The 18,180-nt window shown below is 72.5% G+C and carries 17 protein-coding genes, 1 tRNA gene and 1 pseudogene; 10 read left to right on the top strand and 9 right to left on the bottom strand.

Annotated elements, in window-relative coordinates; all coding sequences use genetic code 11:
- Positions 1-36: 36 nt before the first annotated feature.
- The 4 genes from BUE29_RS18745 (at position 37) to BUE29_RS18730 (ending at position 6,558) form a co-directional block, all read left to right on the top strand.
- Positions 37-1,599, top strand: coding sequence for a sodium:solute symporter (locus tag BUE29_RS18745; RefSeq protein WP_073391996.1), 1,563 nt, complete (start codon positions 37-39; stop codon positions 1,597-1,599).
- Positions 1,596-2,963 (top strand): exo-beta-N-acetylmuramidase NamZ family protein, encoded by a 1,368-nt coding sequence (locus BUE29_RS18740; protein WP_084181449.1) that lies wholly within the window; start codon positions 1,596-1,598, stop codon positions 2,961-2,963. Before BUE29_RS18745 ends, BUE29_RS18740 begins: the two co-directional genes overlap by 4 nt.
- Positions 2,960-4,735: a serine hydrolase domain-containing protein gene (locus BUE29_RS18735; RefSeq protein ID WP_073391995.1), complete on the top strand. Its 1,776-nt coding sequence runs from the start codon at positions 2,960-2,962 to the stop codon at positions 4,733-4,735. The genes BUE29_RS18740 and BUE29_RS18735 overlap by 4 nt, the downstream gene beginning before the upstream one ends.
- A 104-nt stretch (positions 4,736-4,839) precedes the next feature.
- Complete coding sequence (locus tag BUE29_RS18730) at positions 4,840-6,558, top strand: glycoside hydrolase family 3 protein (RefSeq protein ID WP_159440906.1); 1,719 nt, start codon at positions 4,840-4,842, stop codon at positions 6,556-6,558.
- A gap of 47 nt (positions 6,559-6,605) precedes the next feature.
- Here BUE29_RS18730 and BUE29_RS18725 read toward each other — a convergent pair whose 3' ends face one another.
- A complete protein-coding gene (locus BUE29_RS18725) occupies positions 6,606-8,234 on the bottom strand; it encodes an acetolactate synthase large subunit (RefSeq protein ID WP_407657350.1) in 1,629 nt (542 codons plus the stop codon).
- Positions 8,235-8,394: 160 nt separating this feature from the next.
- On the opposite strand from BUE29_RS18725, the gene BUE29_RS18720 reads away from it, so the two are divergent.
- From BUE29_RS18720 to BUE29_RS18710, 3 genes are all read left to right on the top strand, one after another.
- Positions 8,395-8,928 carry an acyltransferase gene (locus tag BUE29_RS18720; RefSeq protein ID WP_159440905.1) on the top strand — a complete coding sequence of 178 codons (534 nt, stop codon included), beginning with the start codon at positions 8,395-8,397 and terminating at the stop codon, positions 8,926-8,928.
- 55 nt (positions 8,929-8,983) lie between these two features.
- Positions 8,984-9,388 (top strand): nitroreductase family deazaflavin-dependent oxidoreductase, encoded by a 405-nt coding sequence (locus tag BUE29_RS18715; RefSeq protein ID WP_073391992.1) that lies wholly within the window; start codon positions 8,984-8,986, stop codon positions 9,386-9,388.
- Between the two features lie 105 nt (positions 9,389-9,493).
- On the top strand, positions 9,494-9,679 hold the full coding sequence (locus BUE29_RS18710) for a DUF5302 domain-containing protein (protein ID WP_073391991.1): 186 nt from the start codon (positions 9,494-9,496) through the stop codon (positions 9,677-9,679).
- Positions 9,680-9,759: 80 nt separating this feature from the next.
- Here BUE29_RS18710 and BUE29_RS18705 read toward each other — a convergent pair whose 3' ends face one another.
- Entirely contained in the window at positions 9,760-11,595 is a 1,836-nt protein-coding gene (locus BUE29_RS18705; RefSeq protein WP_073391990.1) for a phosphoenolpyruvate carboxykinase (GTP), read from the bottom strand.
- A gap of 146 nt (positions 11,596-11,741) precedes the next feature.
- Positions 11,742-12,113 (bottom strand): annotated as a pseudogene (locus BUE29_RS18700) (winged helix-turn-helix transcriptional regulator); the annotation flags it as partial.
- A 92-nt stretch (positions 12,114-12,205) separates the two neighbouring features.
- Here BUE29_RS18700 and BUE29_RS18695 point away from each other — a divergent pair.
- A complete protein-coding gene (locus BUE29_RS18695; RefSeq protein WP_073391988.1) occupies positions 12,206-13,039 on the top strand; it encodes an alpha/beta fold hydrolase in 834 nt (277 codons plus the stop codon).
- 7 nt (positions 13,040-13,046) lie between these two features.
- Here the strand turns inward: BUE29_RS18695 and BUE29_RS18690 are convergent.
- Positions 13,047-13,119 (bottom strand) — tRNA-Leu (locus tag BUE29_RS18690).
- Between the two features lie 52 nt (positions 13,120-13,171).
- Between BUE29_RS18690 and BUE29_RS18685 the strand changes: the two genes are divergently transcribed.
- Positions 13,172-13,588 carry an acyl-CoA thioesterase gene (locus BUE29_RS18685; protein ID WP_200800312.1) on the top strand — a complete coding sequence of 139 codons (417 nt, stop codon included), beginning with the start codon at positions 13,172-13,174 and terminating at the stop codon, positions 13,586-13,588.
- Here the strand turns inward: BUE29_RS18685 and BUE29_RS18680 are convergent.
- Positions 13,554-14,366, bottom strand: a complete 813-nt coding sequence (locus tag BUE29_RS18680; RefSeq protein WP_073391986.1) for a uracil-DNA glycosylase — start codon at positions 14,364-14,366, stop codon at positions 13,554-13,556. The two genes, BUE29_RS18685 and BUE29_RS18680, sit on opposite strands and share 35 nt — an antisense overlap.
- Positions 14,367-14,457: 91 nt before the next feature.
- On the opposite strand from BUE29_RS18680, the gene BUE29_RS18675 reads away from it, so the two are divergent.
- On the top strand, positions 14,458-14,805 hold the full coding sequence (locus tag BUE29_RS18675; RefSeq protein ID WP_073391985.1) for a DUF4235 domain-containing protein: 348 nt from the start codon (positions 14,458-14,460) through the stop codon (positions 14,803-14,805).
- Between the two features lie 4 nt (positions 14,806-14,809).
- Here the strand turns inward: BUE29_RS18675 and BUE29_RS18670 are convergent, their stop codons facing one another.
- The 4 genes from BUE29_RS18670 to eno are packed head-to-tail and all read right to left on the bottom strand — an operon-like array spanning position 14,810 to position 17,944.
- Positions 14,810-15,766, bottom strand: a complete 957-nt coding sequence (locus BUE29_RS18670; protein ID WP_234971518.1) for a Ppx/GppA phosphatase family protein — start codon at positions 15,764-15,766, stop codon at positions 14,810-14,812.
- A complete protein-coding gene (locus tag BUE29_RS18665; RefSeq protein WP_073391984.1) occupies positions 15,733-16,230 on the bottom strand; it encodes a DUF501 domain-containing protein in 498 nt (165 codons plus the stop codon). The genes BUE29_RS18670 and BUE29_RS18665 overlap by 34 nt, the downstream gene beginning before the upstream one ends.
- Positions 16,227-16,631 carry an FtsB family cell division protein gene (locus BUE29_RS18660; protein ID WP_073391983.1) on the bottom strand — a complete coding sequence of 135 codons (405 nt, stop codon included), beginning with the start codon at positions 16,629-16,631 and terminating at the stop codon, positions 16,227-16,229. Before BUE29_RS18660 ends, BUE29_RS18665 begins: the two co-directional genes overlap by 4 nt.
- A gap of 5 nt (positions 16,632-16,636) precedes the next feature.
- On the bottom strand, positions 16,637-17,944 hold the full coding sequence (eno, locus tag BUE29_RS18655) for a phosphopyruvate hydratase (protein ID WP_073391982.1): 1,308 nt from the start codon (positions 17,942-17,944) through the stop codon (positions 16,637-16,639).
- Between the last annotated feature and the right edge of the window lie 236 nt (positions 17,945-18,180).

The raw sequence follows: 18,180 nt of genomic DNA, 5'->3' as shown, positions 1-18,180 counted from the left end.
ACAGCGCAGTTCCGCTCGAACGCAGAGGAGAAGCTCGTGCACGACGCGATCAACGTGACCGTGATCGTCGCCTACCTGGTCGTCATCGCGGTGATCGGACTGCGGCTGTCCGGCCGGCAGCGCACCGCGGCGGACTATTTCACCGGCGAGCGTTCCATGCCGTGGTGGTCGGTGATGGGCTCCATCGTCGCGACCGAGACGTCGACGCTCACCGTCATCAGCGTCCCCGGCGTCGCCTACCTGACGAACTTCTCCTACGTGGAGCTCGCGTTCGGTTACATCATCGGGCGCACCCTGGTGTCGTTCGTGCTGCTGCCGCTGTACTTCCGCGGCGGCTTCGTCAGCGCTTACCAGTACCTCGGCGAACGCTTCGGTCGCCACGTGCAGGGGCTGGCGTCGCTGACGTTCCTGATCACCCGGCTGCTCGCCGAGGGGGTACGGCTCTTCGCCTCGGCGATCCCGATCAAGCTGCTGCTCAAGGAGCTCGGGGTCTCGGTCAACTACTTCGTCATCATCCTCGTCCTGTCGCTGATCACGGTGGCCTACACCTACGTCGGCGGCATCAAGGCCGTCATCTGGACCGACGTCATCCAGATGACGCTGTACCTCGGTGGCGCCGTCGTCTGCATCGCCGTGCTACTCGGCCACACGGGCGTGAGCGCGCTCGGCGACGCCCTCGACGCCGGCAAGTTCCACATCTTCCAGACCGACGACTGGAGCTTCTTCAACCTCGTCACGAATCCGTACGCGTTCCTGACCGCGGTCGTCGGCGGCGCCATCTTCGGCATGGCATCGCACGGTTCGGACCAGCTCATCGCGCAGCGCGTGCTCGCGACCAAGAGCCTCTCCGACGGTCGCAAGGCCATGATCGGCAGCGGTATCGCCGTCACCGTGCAGTTCGCGCTGTTCTCGCTCGTCGGCGCGCTGCTGTGGGTCTACAAGGACGGCGCGGCGCTCGACAAGCTGGGCTTCAAGACGTCCGACCAGATCTTCCCCGACTTCGTGCTGCACGGCCTGCCGGTCGGCCTGTCGGGCCTGCTCATCGCGGGCATCCTCGCCGCCACGATGGGCTCGCTCTCGTCGGCGCTGAACTCGCTGTCGAACTCGACGGTCGCCGACATCATGAGCGCCTGGCTGGGCCGCCGTCCCACGCCCGAGCAGATGTTGACGATCGCGCGCTACGCGACGCTCGCCTGGACGGCCGTGATGGTGGTCTTCGCGTCGCTGTTCGACGACACCGGCAGCCAGGTCGTGGTCATCGGCCTGTCCATCACCGGCTACACCTACGGCGCCATGCTCGGCGCGTTCATCCTCGGCCTGCTCGTGAAGCGCGCGGGCGAGGTCGCCGCGGCGATCGCGCTGGTCACCACGGTGGTGGTGATGGCGTGGGTCGTGCTGCGCGTCAAGGTCACGCCGGCCGGCGACATGCTGTGGTGGGAGGCCGACAAGGCGAAGGGCACCGGCCTGGCGTTCCCGTGGTTCGTGCCGCTGGGCGTGCTCATCACGCTCGTCGTCGGTGGCCTGGTAGCGCTCGTGCGACCCGCGCGACCGAAGGCACCACCGGCGGTCGACGACCGCGAGCCGGTGGTGGCCCGATGACCGGCCCGAGCCGTCGCCGCGTCCTCGGCGCCGGGGCACTCGGGGTCGCGGCCGCCGCCGTCACCGGCTGTGTGGGCGACGCCGCGACGACGCCGGCCGCCGCGAGCAGCCCGCACCCGTCCACCCACTCCACCCACCCCGCTCACCCCGGTCACGGCGCCGGCGCGATGCGCGTGCGCACCGGGCTGGCGCGACTTGTCGACAGCGGCTACCGCGTCCTGCGCGGCCGCAAGGTCGGCGTCCTCACCAACCCGACCGGCGTCACCGACGACCTCGACTCGATCGTCGACGTCATGCACGCCGACGACCGCGTCGACCTGCGCGCGGTCTTCGGCCCCGAGCACGGCTTCCGCGGGACGGCGCAGGCCGGCGGGTCCGAGGGCAGCTCGGTCGATCCACGCACCGGGCTCACCGTCTACGACCTCTACAACCTGGCTTGGACGGAGATGGCGCCGCTGTTCGACGAGGCGGGCGTCGACACGATCGTCTTCGACATCCAGGACCTCGGCGTGCGCTTCTACACCTACATGTGGACGCTCTACGACGTCATGACGGCCTGCGCCGCGAGCGGCCGACGCGTCGTCGTACTCGACCGGCCCAACCCGCAGGGCGGCAACCGCGTCGCCGGTTTCCGACTGCTGCCGCGGCTCGAGACCCTCGTCGGTCGCGCGCCCATCGTGCAGCAGCACGGCATGACCGCCGGCGAGCTCGCCCGCCTGCTGGCCGCCGAGTACCTGCCCGACCGTGCCGGCAAGCGGCTCGACCTGACCGTCGTCCCGATGACCGGCTGGCGTCGTGACCGGCCCGGTGACACCGGCGGGCTGCGGTGGGTCGCGCCGTCGCCCAACATCCCGACCGTGACGTCGGCGCTCGTGTACGTGGGCACCTGCTGGTTCGAGGGGACGAACCTGTCGCAGGGCCGCGGCACCACCCAGCCGTTCGAGCTGATCGGCGCACCGTACGTGGACGAGAGGTGGACGGCGGCGCTGCGTGCCGCGGGGCTGCCCGGCGCCGACTTCCGCGAGGCCGCGTTCGCCCCGACGTCCGCGGCGTACCAGGGCGAGGTGTGCCGTGGGGTGCAGACCTACGTGACCGACCCGGTCGCCTTCGACGCCGTACGGACGGCCGTCACGATGCTGACGTCGCTGCACCACCTCTACCGCGACTTCGCCTGGCGCTACGACGAGGGCGACAAGGTCGAGCCGTACGACATCGACAAGCTGGCCGGCAGTCCCGCGCTGCGACAGGGGGTCGATGCCGGTCACTCCCCCGCCCGGATCGTCCGGACGATGCGCGCCGACGTCGCCGGGTTCCGCAGCCAGCGCCGGCCCTACCTCATCTACCGCGAAGGAGACTCCCGATGAGACGTCTGCTCGTCACGACCGCCGTCGTCGCGCTCGGCGTGGGCGCGGCCGCGGACGCATCCGTCGCTGCCCCCGCGCCGCGCGAGCAGAACTCGCCGGCGCAGGTCGTCCCCGCCCCCTCCGCCGCCCTGCGCGGCATGCTCGGGCACCCCGTCCGCACGCTGCACCACGGCTCGCCGCGCAGCGCCGGCCTGCTGCCGGCGTCGATCGACCGCATCGGTGCCGACGTCGAGGCCGGCATGCAGCCGCAGGGCACCGGCGGCCACCCGCTGTACCCGGGCGGGGTCGCCCTCGCCGCGCACGACGGCGTCGTGGTGCACGAGTCCGCGCACGGGTACGCGTCCCTCTACGCCGACGACACGCCGACGCTGCTGCCGGCCGACCAGCGCGTGCGCACCCGGACCGACACGATCTACGACCTCGCGTCGCTGTCCAAGCTGTTCACCGCGATCGTCGCGATGCAACTGGTCGACCGCGACCGCCTCGACCTCGACGCCCGGGTGGTGCGCTACCTGCCCGCCTTCGGCTCGCACGGCAAGGGCGACATCACCGTGCGTCAGCTGCTGACCCACACGTCCGGCCTGGCACCGGACCCGGTGCCCGGCCTCTGGCAGCGCCCCGCCGCCGAACGCGTCCCGGCCATCCTCGACAGCGTCCCGCAGGCGGCTGCCGGCAGCGCCTACGTCTATTCCGACATCAACATGATGACGGTGCAGCTGATCGTCCAGGCCATCACCGGCACGCGACTCGACGCGCTCGTCCGCGACGGCATCACCCGTCCGCTGCGCATGACGAGCACGATGTACAACCCGCCGGCGTCACTGCTGCCGCGGATCGCGGCCACCGAGTACGAGCGCGTTCCGGATCGCGGCATGGTCCGCGGCGTCGTGCACGACGAGAACGCCTGGGCGCTCGACGGCGTCGCCGGCCACGCCGGGGTGTTCTCCGACGCCGACGACCTCGCCGTGCTCGCGCAGACCCTGCTCAACGGCGGCGTGTACCGCCATCAGCGCATCCTCTCCGCTACTGCGGTGCGGGCGCTGATGACCAACCTCAACCAGGCGTACGCCGGTCACAACCACGGCGTCGGCTTCGAGCTGTACCAGTACTTCTACATGGGCGCGCTGGCCACGCCCTACACGATCGGGCACACCGGGTTCACCGGCACCACGTTCGTCGTCGACCCCACCACGAACTCGTTCGCCATCCTGCTCACGAACCGGGTGCACCCCAGTCGCAACTGGGGGTCCAACAACCCCGCCCGACGCGCGGTGGCCGACGACCTCGCGGCGGCCCTGCCGGTGCACCCGGCGCAGGGCCGCACGTCGTGGTACGCCGGCCTGGCCGACGCGACCACCTCGACGCTCACCGCGCCGTTGGACGACGCCGCCACAGGCGGCGACCGGCTCGGCTTCGCGCTCTGGTACGACACCGAGCCCGGGGCCGACGTGCTCACGCTCGAGCAGAGCAGCGACGGGGTCACCTGGACGACGCTGCCCTTCGCGTTGCGCGACCACGGCCGCACGTTGGCCGCGCCCGAGGGTTCGGTCTCGGGTTACGCGCGACGGGCGTGGTGGCGCGCCGACGCTCGTCTCGCGGCCGGCACCACCCAGCTGCGTTGGACTTATCGCACAGATGCGCAATATCACGGTCTCGGGATCAGGCTCGACGCGATCGACGTGACGTCCGACGGCACCACCCGCTTCGACACCGCGCGGCGCGCCGACGCCGCGCGCGTCCGCCTCACCGGCTTCGTCCCCAGTTCGCACTGATCGCACCGCACCACCCACCGAGCGGAGGAACCATGCACAGGAGACCACCCCGATTCCGCGCCGTGATGGCCGCGGCGGCGCTGGCGGCCGGTACCGTCACGGCGATGACCGGACCGGCGGACGCGGCACCACGCGGCGCGCACCGCCCGGACCGCGTCGGGCAGCTGCTGAGGTCGATGTCGCTCGAGGAGAAGGTCGGACAGCTGTTCGTCACCTACGCCTACGGCACGACGGCCGACACCACCGATCCCGCGGCGGTCGCCCAGAACCGCGAGCTCTACGGCGTCGACAACGGCGCGCAGCTCGTCGCCAAGTACCACCTCGGCGGCGTCATCTACTTCACCTGGGCGAACACCCTCACCGACCCGGCCACCATCGCCACGCTCTCGAACGGACTGCAGCGGGCGGCGACGACGTCCGGGGCGAAGGTGCCGCTGCTGACGACGATCGACCAGGAGGGCGGCCGGGTCGTCCGCATCGGCGCTCCCGCCGCGGTCTCGCCGGGCAACATGACGCTCGGCGCGAGCTTCGACCCCCGGCTGACCTACTCGGCCTACCGCGCGAACGCCGAGCAGCTGCGGGCCCTGGGCATCAACGTCGACGACGCCCCCGTCGTCGACACCAACACCAACCCCGCCAACGCCGCCGACGGTTCCCGCGCCTTCGGCGACACCCCGCTGCAGACCGCCGTCTTCGGCGCGGCCGCGGTGCGCGGTCTCGAGTCGCGCGACGTCGCCGCCGTGGCGAAGCACTTCCCGGGGCTGGGCAGCACCGAGGTCAACACCGACTTCGGTGAGGCCGTCAGCGACCAGACCAGGGCCGAGTTCGAGCGGTACGACCTGCCCGCCTTCCGCGCCGCCGTCGCGGCCGGCACCGACCAGATCATGGCGGCGCACATCGTGGCGCCCGCGCTCGACCCGACCGGCGCCCCGGCCAGCCTGTCCAAGCCGATGGTCACCGGCATCCTGCGCGACAAGCTGCACTACGACGGCCTCGTGGTCACCGACGCGCTGAGCGCCGAGGCGCTGCACGACTACACCAACACGCAGCGGGTCGTCGGCGCGCTGCAGGCAGGGGTCGACCAGCTCCTCATGCCGACCGACCTCGCCGACGGGATCGACGCCGTGCTCGCCGCCGTCCGCTCGGGCGAGATCAGCACGCAGCGCATCGACGAGTCGGTCCGGCGCGTGCTCACCGCCAAGCAGAAGCTCGGCCTCTTCGACGCGAACCAGGTGGACGTCGCCAAGGCCGCGGCGAGCGTGGGAACCGTCGCCCAGCACCGGACGATGGCGACCGCGGCACGGCGCGGTGTCACGCTCTACCGCAACTCGGCCGGCACGCTGCCGCTCGCGGCGAACCCGGGCACGAAGGTGCTCGTCACCGGCTACGGCGCCACGACCAGCACGACGCTCACCGCCGACCTGCAGGCCAAGGGCGTGCAGGCCACCCGGGTCTACACCGGCAGCGCACCGAGCGACGCCGCGATCGCCGCGGCGGTGACGGCGGCGAAGGACGCCGACTACGCCGTCGTCATCAGCAACGACGCGTGGGGCGACGCGCAGCAGCGCGCGCTCGCCGCGCAGGTACGCGCGACCGGTACGCCGACGATCGTGCTCGCGGTCGGCGCGCCCTACGAGCTGGGCTACGCACCGGAGACGCCGACCTTCCTCGCCACGTTCGGCTATCAGGCCGACTCGCTGCAGGCCGCGACCGACGTGCTCTTCGGCGCCCAGCCGAGCGGCCGGTCGCCGGTGACGGTCCGCACCCCCGACGGCACGAGCGTCGTCGCGAAGCTGGGCTCGGGTCTGCGCTACCACCGCTGACCGCCTCGGCGGTAGCCGCTCGAAGCCGAGCGGCTACCGCCGGAGTACTACGACAGCGTCTCGTCCAGATCGCCGAGCGAGCTGATGAGATCCAGGTTGGCGGAGTAGTCGACCGGGCAGGCGATGACCGACACGGTGTCGTCGGCCAGCGCGGTGCGCAGCGTCGGCAGCAGCTCGTCGGCGGCCTCGATGCGATAGCCCTTCGCCCCGAAGCTCTGCGCGTACGCGACGAAGTCGGGATTGCCGAACGCGGTGTCGACGTTCTTGCCGATCTCCAGGTCCATCTTCCAGCTGATCAGCCCGTACGCGTCGTCGACCCAGATCAGCACCACCATCGGGACGTGGAGCCGGAGCGCCGTCTCGATCTCCTGCGAGTTCATGAGGAACGCGCCGTCGCCGGTCGCCACCAGCACCTTGGCGTCCGGGCGCGCGATCTTGGCGCCGATGGCGCCCGGCACCGTCCACGCCATGGTCGACAGGCCGTTGGAGATCAGGCAGGTGTTCGGCTCGTGGGTCGGGTACAGCCGCGCCATCCACATCTTGAGCGCGCCGGTGTCGACCAGCACGACGTCGTCGCGTCCCAGCGCGGCCCGGGTGTCGGCGACGACACGCGCCGGCGCCAGCGGGAACCGATCGTCGCCGCGGCCACGTTCCAGCTCGGCGTCGAGCAGCTCGCGGATGCGCTCCCCGCCCGAGGACTCGTAGGTGACGTCACCGAGCGCGTCGCCGAGCGCGTCGAGGCTGCTGGCGACGTCGGACACGAGACCGACCGCGACGTCGTAGTGGGCGTCGACCTCGGCGGCGAAGCGGTGGACGTGGACGATCGCCTTGTCCCCCCGCGGGTTGATCCGCACCGGGTCGAACTCCTGCAGCTCGTAGCCCACGGCGACGATCACGTCGGCGGAGTCGAAGCCGAAGTTGACGTAGTCGTGGCGCATGAAGCCGACGGCGCCGAGCGCGAGCGGGTGGTCGTCGTCGAACACGCCCTTGCCGTGGAAGGTGGTCGCGACGGGCACGCCGAGCCGCTCGGCGAAGCGGCGCAGCGCGTCACCCGCGCCGGCCCGCGCCGCGCCGTGGCCGGCCAGCACGATCGGGTTGCGGGCGCCGCGCAGGATCGCCGCGGCCCGCTCGACCTGGTGCGCCGACGGCTCCTCCGGACGCGGGACGTTCACCGGCAGCGGCCCCGACCCGGGTGCCACCTCGGCCTCCTCGACGTCCTCGGGAACCGCGAGATACACGGCACCGGGCCGCTCGGTCTGCGCGAGCTTGAACGCCTTGCGCACCATCTCGGGCACCGCGCCCGGTGTCGCGACGAGCTCCGACCACTTCGTGACCGGGTCGAACATCGAGACCAGGTCGACGCCCTGGTGCGACTCCTTGTAGCTGCGGTTGTTGCCGACCTGCGCCGACAACGCCAGCAGCGGCGTCGAGTTGGTGGTCGCGTCCGCGGTGCCGAGGAGCAGGTTGATCGCGCCCGGACCCAGCGTGGCGGAGCAGACCCCTGCCCGCCCGGTCAGCCGGCCGTAGGTCTCGGCCATGAACGACGCGCCCTGCTCGTGACGGGTGAGCACGTACTCGATCGTCGAGCGCGAGAGCGCCTCGACGAGCCGGATGTTCTCCTCGCCCGGGATGCCGAAGACGTGGGTCACGCCCTCGTTCTCGAGACACTCGACGATCAGGTCCGCGGCGGTCCGGGCAGGCGTGGTCACGCCCTCCGACGCTAGTGGCGGACGCCGCCGGGCGCGCCGTCCGCGCGTCGAGACCCGGGCCACAACCGCGGGCTCCGCACCGGGTCTCGGCGGGCGAGCACGCGCGATCTCACCTACTGTGCGGCGGATGGGTGTTTCGGGGGAGACCATCCGCTACTGGTTGCTGAACGCGATCGTGAACTCCGAGCTCGTGCCCCGGCACTGGCGGGTCCGGCTCATGCGGCGGTGCGGCATCGAGCTGCCCGACGACGCCATCGTCTACGCGGGCCTGCGGCTGCGCCCGGGCCCGATCACCTTCGGTGCGCGACCGGGCATCAACCGCAACTGCCTGCTGGACCCGGGCGAGGCGGGCATCACCATCGGCGACGACGTCGGTATCGCGGCCAACGTGGTGATCACCGCCGCCACCCATCACCTCGGCGGGTCGGGCAAGCGGGCGGACGGGCCACGCTCCGAGCCCGTCGTGATCGAGGACGGCTGCTGGCTCGGCGTCGGCGCCGTGGTGCTGCCCGGTGTCACGGTGCGCCGCGGTTGCGTCGTCGGCGCGGGCGGCGTCGTCGCGTCGTCCACCGAACCCGACGGGATGTACGTCGGGGTCCCGGCGCGGCGGGTCCGCGACCTCGACGGCACACCGGCGGCCGAGCGCGGCCTGCTTCGGTGACGGGCGGGGTGGGCACGCTCACGCTATCGACCGAGCGAAGGAGACGACCCGAGCGATGCTGTTTGGCAAAGAGCACGTCGAGCGCTACGAGGCCACCGACGGCGAAGAGGGTTACCACTGGCAGAACGGGACGACGATCCTGCTGCTGCACACGACCGGCCGCAAGTCGGGCAAGGAGTACACGCACCCGTTGATCTACCGCGACTACGGCGACGCGTACCTCATCGTCGCGTCCAAGGGCGGCGACCCGCAGGCGCCGGACTGGTACAAGAACATCGAGAAGGATCCCGACGTCTCGCTGCAGATCAAGGCCGACACGTTCGCCGCCCACGCCCGGACGGCGACCGCCGACGAGCGGCCGGCGATGTGGCGGCACATGGCCGAGGTCTGGCCCGACTACGACGAGTACCAGAAGAAGACCGACCGCGAGATCCCCGTCGTGGTCCTCGAACGCAGCTGAGCCGTCCCGACGGTGGCGGCGCCGGGGTTCGCGCCGGTGTCGCCGCCGCCGGGATGCACGGGAACCCGGTCGCCCCAAGACGGCGGGTCGTGCAAGGCTGGCGACATGGCTGACTCCGAGAGCGCCGGCAAGCAGACCAGCGAGCAGACCAAGGATCGCTTCCGCGAGGCGCTCGAGCGCAAGAACGCCCTGCGTCATCCGCACGAGGACGCCTCGCAGCACGACTCGAAGGTGCACGACGCGCACGGTGCCGCGGGCGGCAAGCGCCAGCACCGTCGCAAGAGCGGCTGACTCTCACGCCGCCGCGACCGCGGCGCCGAGGCGCTGCGGTCGCGGCAGGATAGCGTGGGGCCGCGCCGGCTGGACCGAGGTCAGTCGTCCAACGCGGCGGCGACGCGGCGATGGGCCTGCCAGATCGCGTCCGGCAGGCCGGGCAACCCTTCGAGGTGCTCCTCGCGGTGCTCGATCTCCTGCCGCCACCGACCGATGTCGATGGTCAGGATCGTCTCCAGGTCCGCATCGGAGATGGCGACGCCGTCGAGATCGAGCTCCTCGCGCTTGGGGACGATGCCGACCGGGGTCTGCGTGCCGCTGACCTCGCCGTTGCGCAGCTGTAGCAGCCACAGCAGCGGACGCAGGTTGTCCCGGTACCCGGGCCACAGGTAGTGCCCGTCCTCGGGATCGCGCTGGAACCAGTTGACGTGCGCGAAGATCGGCGTGTCCGTCGCCCGACCGATGACGTCGAGCCAGTGGGCGGCGTAGGCGCCCTCGGCGTAGGACATGAACGGCCGCATCGACATCGGGTCGTAGCGCAGCTGCCCCTCGACGCCCTCCGCCGCGAACGTCGCCTCGGCGCCGAGCGTGAGGCCGTCGTACACGCCCTCGGCGATGTCGGTGATCGCCCGCACCAGCGGTTCGCGGTCGCGGGTGCGGCCGCCGAAGATGATGGCGTCGATCGGCACGCCCTTGGGGTCCTCGTACTCGTCGGCGATGTTGGGCACCTTGGCCAGCGTGACGGTGAAGCGGCTGTTGGGGTGGGCCCACGGCTCGTCCCGCCCGCCGTCGCCGCGCTCGCTGATCAGTCGGCCCTTCCAGTCGCGCCACCCGCCGAGCTCGGTCGGGGGTTCGGGCGTGCGCCCCTCCCACCAGACCTCGTGGGTCTCGTCGTTGTAGGCGACGTTGGTGAACAGGGTCCCGGTGCCGGGTGCGACCGCCGCCAGCGCGGTCGGGTTGGTGAACTCGTTGGTGTCCTTGGCGACGCCGAAGACGCCGAACTCCGGGTTGATCGCGTAGATGCGCCCGTCCGTCGGGTCGACTCGCAACCACGCGATGTCGTCGCCGAAGAACTCGACGTGGTAGCGATCGCCGAGGGAGTCCGGCGGCAGCATCATCGCGAGGTTGGTCTTGCCCGACGCGCTCGGGAAGCCGCCGCAGACGTGGTACTTGCGGCCGGTCTCCCGGTCGGTGATGCCGATGAGCATGAACTGCTCGGCGAGGAACTCGCCGGAGCGCCAACCGTCGTACGCCGCCTGCCGCAGCCCGTGGGCGATCTTGCCCAGCAGCGCGTTGCCGCCGTAGGACGAGCCGTAGTGCAGGATCGTCCGCTCGTCGGCGACGGTGACGAAGTAGCGCTGGTCGTCCGGCGTCCCCTGCCCCAGGTTCTCGAGATCGCCGGTGACGTGGACGCCGCGGACGAACATGGTGGGGTCGGCGAGGTCGTTGACGTGCTCGACGCCCACGCGGGCCATGCGGATCATGTGCAGGACGACGGTGCGGTGGTCGGTGAGCTCGACCCCGGCCGCATAGCGCTCCAGCGGTGACCCGGGCGGCGCCATCAGGTAGGGCACCACGTACATGGTCTTGCCGCGCGAGGCACCGCGCATGCGCTCGACGAGCATCGGCTTCATCTCGTCCGACGGGTGCCAGTTGTCGTAGGCGCCGGCGTCGGCCGGATCGGCGGTGGCGACGATGGTCCGCTCCTCGGAGCGGGCGGTGTCCTTGGGGTGGCTGCGGGAGTAGTACAGCCCCTCCCCCGCAGGCTGGATCTCGTCGGCGGCGAGCGACTCCTCGAGCAGGCGGGCGTCGTCGGCGATGCTCACGACCTCGATGCGGTCGGGCTGGGTGATCTCGGCCCAGCTCGCCACGTACTCGCGGACGTGGGGATTGGTCAGTCCGGCTCGATCCAGCTCGACATCGATGTCGATCATGGCCCCAGGGCCTCCCGTCTGCGCGTCGCCGGCCCGGCGGGCCGGTCCCTCGCTCAGGCTGTACCCGTCCCAGGTGCGGGCGTCCCGCCCTGTGACGGGCCCGACGCCGCCGCCGCGCCGGGCTCGGCGGCGCAGCCGTGGGGCCAGTCGGCCGCCGCGCGGTGGCGAGCCACCGCAGCCATGTGCGTCTCGGCCCATTCGCGCAACGCGGCGAGCGGAACGTCCAGGCTCCGACCGAGGTCGGTGAGGCCGTAGAAGACCTGCGGTGGGACGGTCGCCTCCACCCGCCGTCGCACCAGACCGTCGGCGATCAGGCCGCGCAGCGTCTGCGCGAGCATCTTGTGCGACACCCCCGGCACCCGTCGGCGCAACTCGTTGAAGCGCACCTCGTCCGGGTCCGCGGCGGCCAACGTCGTCACGATCATCGACGTCCACTTGTCCCCGATGCGGTCCAGCAGGTGCCGCGTCGGGCACGCGGGGTCGAAGAGATCACCACGCCGTCCGCTGTCGGTTACCACCCGGTGCCCACCTCACCTCGCGGTGCGCTCTTGCGGCGCCCGCCTGCATGAACCAACGTTGCCTTGGTTCCCGATGGTAACCGGAGGCCTCCATGTTCCGCGCCGTTCCCCTGACCACCGGCCGGCTCGCCGTCACCGTCGTTGGCAGCGGCCCCGCCCTGCTCCTCGCGCATGGCTGGCCCCACAGCCGGCACGTGTGGGACCTCGTGCTCGACCGATTGGCGACGGACCACACCGTGATCGCCCCCGACCTGCCCGGCGTGGGCGACAGCGACGCGCCGCCCTCGTTCGACGCGGCCACCGTGGCCGGCTGCCTCGACGAGGCGTGCCGAGCCCTGGGCCTGGGCGAGTACGCGGTGATCGCGATCGACGCCGCGGTGCCGGCGGCGACCTGGCTCACGCTCGCCCACCCCGACCGGGTTCGCGCCGCCGTCCTGATGGAGAGCGCGCTCCCGGGACTACCGGGCGCCGAGGACTTCCTGGCCGGCGGGCCGCCCTGGTGGTTCGGCTTCCACGCGGCCGCGGGTCTCGCCGAGACGGTGCTCGTCGGACACGAGGCCGAGTACGTCACGTGGTTCCTCGACGCCGGTGCGCCGGGCGGCATCGACGGCGAGCTGCGCGGGCGCCTCGTCGATGCCCACACCGGCCGCGACCGCCTGCGTCACGGGTTCGGCTACTACCGGGCGTTGCCGCGGACCGCTCAGCAGCTGGCCGTGGCCGCCCGGCGCGGCTCGCGCGTCCCGACCCTGGCGATCGGCAGCAGTCCCGTCGGCGACACCCTGGCCCGGCAGCTGGCGCCGTTGTGCGACGACCTGGTCTCGGCCGTCCTGCCCGACACCGGGCACATCATCCCGCTCGATGCACCCGGCGCGCTGCTGGATCTCGTGCTGCCGTTCCTGCGCGACGTCGAGGCCACCCGGGCCTGACTGCCGGTACCCCCGGTCGGACTCGAACCGACACTGCGACCCTTTTAAGGGGTCTGCCTCTGCCGTTGGGCTACGGGGGCGGGCCGCCGTCACGGCTCACCGGGCCATTGTGCCGTCCGGCAGGATGGCCGCGTGAGTGCCGCGACGCCCGACCCGCCTCCCGCACCGGCACTCGGCGTGCCCACGTGGAGCGCGCCGGTGCGCTACGCCGAGGTCGACCAGCAGGGCGTGGTCTTCAATCCGCACTACCTGCTCTACTGCGACGAGGCGATGGGCGCGTTCTGCCTCGGTCGCGGGCTCGGCGACTTCGTCGAGCGGGTGCGGCTGAAACGGTCGGGCCAGACGTGGCACGCGGCAGCCCGCTGGGGCGACGTGGTCGCCGTCGACGCGCGGTGCACCGCGGTCGGGCGCACCAGCCTCACGATGGTCTTCGAGGTCGGCGTCGGCCCGCGCGCCTGCTGCAGCGTCGAGACCGTCTACGTCCACACCGACGCCGGGGGCACGCCGGTTCCGATCAGCGAGGCCGACCGGGCGGCGCTTGCGGGTTGAGGCCGGCGAGGTCGGCGGCGCGGCCGAGCACGGCGTCGAGCATCGGCTCGGTGAGCCGTCCGGTAAAGGTGTTCTGCTGGCTGACGTGGTAACAGCCGAGCACGCTGCGCCCGTCCACGTCGGCCTCGACGCCGTGGCCGAAGCGCGGCACCCGGGCCGGCACCGCGATCCCGGCCGCCCGCAGGGTCGGGAACAGCGTCGTCCACCCGAAGCCGCCCAGGACGACGACGGCGCGCAGCTCGGGCCAGTACAGCTCGAGCTCGCGCAGCAGCCACGGCCGGCAGGCGTCGCGTTCGGCGGTCGTGGGCTTGTTCGCCGGCGGCGCGCAGTGCACCGGCGCGGTGACGTAGGTGCCGCGCAGCGTGAGGCCGTCCCCCGCCGCCACCGAGGTCGGCTGCGACGCGAGGCCGACGCGGTACAGCGAGGCGTAGAGCCAGTCGCCGCTGCGGTCGCCGGTGAACATCCGCCCGGTGCGGTTCGCGCCGTGTGCCGCCGGGGCCAGCCCCACGATCAGGATGCGGGGACGGTCGGCGCCGAACCCCGCGACCGGACGGCCCCAGTACGTCTGGTCGACGAAGGCACGCCGCTTCTCCTGGGCGACCTGTTCGCGCCAGGCCACGAGCCGCGGGCAGGCGCGGCACACCGTGACGCGGGCGCTCACCTCGTGCGCTCCGGGCGCGGCGGCGGCCAGGACACGCACGTCGGCGGGCCGGTGCGCCACCGGCGTGGCGGCGTCGGCCGGGTCGCCCGGCCACCCCGTTCCCGGCGGCACGCTCACGACACAGAGCTTCCCAGCCGCTCGCCGCGCGGCGGTGGGTAGGGTCCGGGGAGGCGGCGGGCGGCAGCCCGGCCCGGACGAGGAGCAGGCGATGGCCCTAGGCGCGAAGATCACCATGAAGCTGATCACCGTGTCGATCAGCGTGCCCGTGACCATGGCGACGAAGAAGGCCGTCGAGAAGACGTGGCTCGCCGTCCGGCCGGACGATCCGCCGCGCAAGGCGAAGGACGCCGACGTCACCTGGGCCGACGCCCTCGCCTGGGCCGCGCTGTCGGCCGCCGGTCTGGTGGTGGCCGACCTCGTGTCGCGCCGTGGCGCCGAGTCGGTCTATCGCACGCTGACGGGCTCCGAGCCGCCGGCGAAGGCGTCGAAGTCGCCGAAGAAGCTCAAGGAGGCCAAGACCCAGGAGCGGATCGCGAAGGGTGCGCCCGCCCGCTGACCGCTCAGCGCCGGGCGAGGCCGAGCGCGATGCCGTCGAGGATGTCGTGCTCGCTCGCGACCAGCCGGTCGGCGCCGATCTCGTCGACGAGGGTGCGCAGGACGAGCGCGCCGGCGGCGATGACGTCGACGCGGCCCGGATGCATGACCGGCAGCGCCGCCCGCTCGCCGCGCGGCATCGCCAGCAGCCGTTCCGTCACCTCGTGCACCTGGTCGCGCGTGATGGACGCGCCGTGGATCGCGCCGGGGTCGTAGCGATCGTGCGCGAGGGCGATCGCGGCCACCGTGGTCACCGTTCCCGCGACCCCAACCAGCGTCGCGGGCTCGGTGAGCGGGACGTCGGCGCGGGCGACGTCGAGCGCGGCGCGGACGTCGGCCACCACGGCCGCGACCTGCTCGGGTCTCGGCGGGTCGTCGTGCAGGTGCCGCTCGGTCAACCGCACGCAGCCGACGGTCATGCTGTGCGCGCGCAGCCCACCGTCGCCACCGCGCACCAGCTCCGTCGAACCGCCGCCGATGTCGGCGACGAGCAGCGCGCGGTCCGCGTCGCCGAGCACGCTCGCGGCACCGGCGAACGAGAGCTCGGCCTCCGCCACGCCGGTGACGACGTCCGGGTCCACCCCCAGCTCGGCCTGGACGAGCGCGACGAACTCGTCGCGGTTGTCGGCGTCGCGGGTCGCGCTCGTGGCCACCATGCGCACCGCCGCCGTGTCGTGCTCGCGGATGAGCGCCGCGTAGTCGCGCAGCACGGTCCGCGTGCGTGCCAGCGCGGCGGGCGCGAGCCGGCCGGTGCGATCGACGCCCTGGCCGAGCCGGACGACCTCGAGCCGGCGGACGACGTCGCGCAGGACCCCGGCGTCGTTGACGTCGGCCACGAGCAACCGCAGCGAGTTGGTTCCGCAGTCGATCGCCGCCACCCGCCGCGGGCTCACGGTGCGGGCACGCAGGGGCCGGCGGCCCACCAGTCCGGCAGCGCCGCGAGCGCCTCGTCCCCCAGCGGATTGCCGCCGGGCCCGATGGCGAGCGCGTGCCCGACCAGGACGTGCAGGCACTTGACGCGGGTCGGCATGCCGCCGGCGCTCACACCGTCGATCTCGGCGACGTGCCCGATCTCCTCGCGCCGGCGCAGATAGGCCTCGTGCGCGGCCCGGTACGCCGCGGCGAGCGTCTCGTCCTCGCGCAGCCGGTCGGTCATCTCGCGCATGAGGCCGCTCGACTCGAGCGTGCCGATCGCCGCCGCGGCGCGCGGGCAGGTGAGGTAGTACAGCGTCGGGAAGGGCGTCCCGTCGGCGAGCCGCGGCGAGGTCTCGACGACGTCCGGCTCGCCGCACGGGCAGCGGTGCGCCACCGCCCGCACCGCGCGAGGTGGGCGGCCGAGCTGGCGGGCGACGATCTCGCGATCCCGGTCGCTGATCGGGTCGCTCATCGCGACGCTGCGCGCACGCTGTTCATCAGCCGGTCGTTCCAGGCCGGTCCCTCGACGCTGCTGTCGGTCGGCGTGCGCCGCGTCTTCTCGATCTCGGTCCGGCCGCCCTTGTCGACCACGACGTAGACGGTGTCGCCGGGCATCGCGTACTGCAGCCGCTCGCGCGCCTGCTGCTGGATGTAGCCCGGGTCGGCGTAGCGCTGCTTGTCCCGGCTGAGCCGGGCGAGCTCGTGCCGGTCCTCGTGCAGCCGGCTCGCCGCGTTGCCGACGTCGGTGCGGCTCGCGAGGTAGCGGTGCACCGGGGAGGCGAGGACGACGACGAGCAGCACCACCAGCACGCCGAGCCCGAGCGCCCGGCCGGTGAGGACGGGGCGGGCCCGGCGGGGGGACGCGGCGGGCACGCGCCTCAGTCCCCGGCGCCCGCCGGCGTGTACTCGCCGGACCGGTAGCGGGGGAACGCGCCGGCGCCGGCGTACCGCGCGGCGTCGTCGAGCTCCTCCTCGATGCGCATCAGCTGGTTGTACTTGGCCACGCGCTCGCTGCGAGCGGGGGCGCCGGTCTTGATCTGGCCGCAGTTGGTGGCGACGGCGAGGTCGGCGATGGTGGTGTCCTCGGTCTCGCCGGACCGGTGGCTCATCATGCAGCGGTAACCGTGCCGGTGGGCGAGGTCCACGGCGTCCAGCGTCTCGGTCAGCGTGCCGATCTGGTTGACCTTGACGAGCAGGGCGTTGGCCGCGCCCTCCTCGATGCCGCGGGCGAGACGCTCCGGGTTGGTCACGAACAGGTCGTCGCCCACGAGCTGCACGCGGTCGTCGAGCTGTCCGGTCAGCCCGACCCACCCCGTCCAGTCCTGCTCGTCGAGCGGGTCCTCGATCGACACGATCGGGTAGTCCTCGACCAGGCCGACGTAGTACTCGATCATCTCGTCGGCGGACTTGTCCGCCCCCTCGAAGCGGTAGCTGCCGTCGGTGTGGAACTCCGTCGCGGCGACGTCCAGGGCGAGGGCGATGTCGACACCCGGGGTCAGCCCCGTCTTGCCGACCGCTTCGACGATCAGGTCGAGCGCGGCCCGGTTGGACGCGAGATCCGGCGCGAACCCGCCCTCGTCGCCGAGACCGGTCGACAGCCCCTTGGCCTTCAGCACCGACTTCAGCGCGTGGTAGACCTCGGCGCCGTGGCGGACGGCCTCGGCGAAGGTGGCCGCCCCGATCGGCGCGATCATGAACTCCTGGACATCGACGTTGGAGTCGGCGTGTGCGCCGCCGTTGAGGATGTTCATCATCGGCACCGGGAGCAGGAACGCGTTCGGCCCGCCGACGTAGCGGAACAGCGGCAGCTCGGCCGAGGCGGCCGCGGCCCGGGCGACGGCGAGCGAGACGCCCAGCAGCGCGTTGGCCCCCAGCCGGCTCTTGTCCGGCGTGCCGTCGAGGTCGCGCAGCGTCTGGTCGAGGATCCGCTGCTCGCTCGCCTCCAGGCCCATGACCTCGGGGCCGATGGTGTCCAGGACGCCGGCGACGGCCTTCTCGACCCCCTTGCCGCCGTAGCGCTCACCGCCGTCGCGAAGCTCCACGGCCTCGAAGGCCCCGGTCGACGCGCCGCTGGGCACGGCGGCGCGCGACAGCGTGCCGTCGTCCAGGGCGACCTCGACCTCGACGGTCGGGTTGCCCCGGGAATCGAGGATCTCGCGTGCGCCAACGGCGTCGATGCTCGCCACGGTCGGTTCTCCTTCGGTGCGGGGAGCGCTGATCAAACGCAGACGCTGGAAACCCTAGCCGGGGTGGCGGGTCATGCTTCGTCGCCCCGCCGACGGACGCCCCGCGGGCGTGGGCGAGCGCCTGCGCGCGACGCGGCTAGGTGTCGTGACCTGACAGGTTGTGTCAGGCGGCGAGCCGGCTGATGGGTGGTCGGCCGCCGAGGGCGGAGTGGCCGCGTCGAGTGTTGTAGTGGGTC

Origin of the sequence: Jatrophihabitans endophyticus (assembly GCF_900129455.1) — a bacterium.
GTDB classification, from domain to species: domain Bacteria; phylum Actinomycetota; class Actinomycetes; order Mycobacteriales; family Jatrophihabitantaceae; genus Jatrophihabitans; species Jatrophihabitans endophyticus.
The sequence above is the reverse complement of the archived record's forward strand: the minus strand, read 5'-3'. Positions and strand labels throughout refer to the sequence as shown.

Bases quoted from the DNA above. Each gene is read 5' to 3' on its own strand.
- BUE29_RS18675 (WP_073391985.1), top strand. From the start codon at position 14,458: ATGGCCCTAGGCGCGAAGATCACCATGAAGCTGATCACCGTGTCGATC.
- BUE29_RS18735 (WP_073391995.1), top strand. From the start codon at position 2,960: ATGAGACGTCTGCTCGTCACGACCGCCGTCGTCGCGCTCGGCGTGGGC.
- BUE29_RS18710 (WP_073391991.1), top strand. From the start codon at position 9,494: ATGGCTGACTCCGAGAGCGCCGGCAAGCAGACCAGCGAGCAGACCAAG.
- BUE29_RS18695 (WP_073391988.1), top strand. From the start codon at position 12,206: ATGTTCCGCGCCGTTCCCCTGACCACCGGCCGGCTCGCCGTCACCGTC.
- BUE29_RS18715 (WP_073391992.1), top strand. From the start codon at position 8,984: ATGCTGTTTGGCAAAGAGCACGTCGAGCGCTACGAGGCCACCGACGGC.
- BUE29_RS18720 (WP_159440905.1), top strand. From the start codon at position 8,395: ATGGGTGTTTCGGGGGAGACCATCCGCTACTGGTTGCTGAACGCGATC.
- BUE29_RS18740 (WP_084181449.1), top strand. From the start codon at position 1,596: ATGACCGGCCCGAGCCGTCGCCGCGTCCTCGGCGCCGGGGCACTCGGG.
- BUE29_RS18705 (WP_073391990.1), bottom strand. From the start codon at position 11,595: ATGATCGACATCGATGTCGAGCTGGATCGAGCCGGACTGACCAATCCC.
- BUE29_RS18665 (WP_073391984.1), bottom strand. From the start codon at position 16,230: ATGAGCGACCCGATCAGCGACCGGGATCGCGAGATCGTCGCCCGCCAG.
- BUE29_RS18730 (WP_159440906.1), top strand. From the start codon at position 4,840: ATGACCGGACCGGCGGACGCGGCACCACGCGGCGCGCACCGCCCGGAC.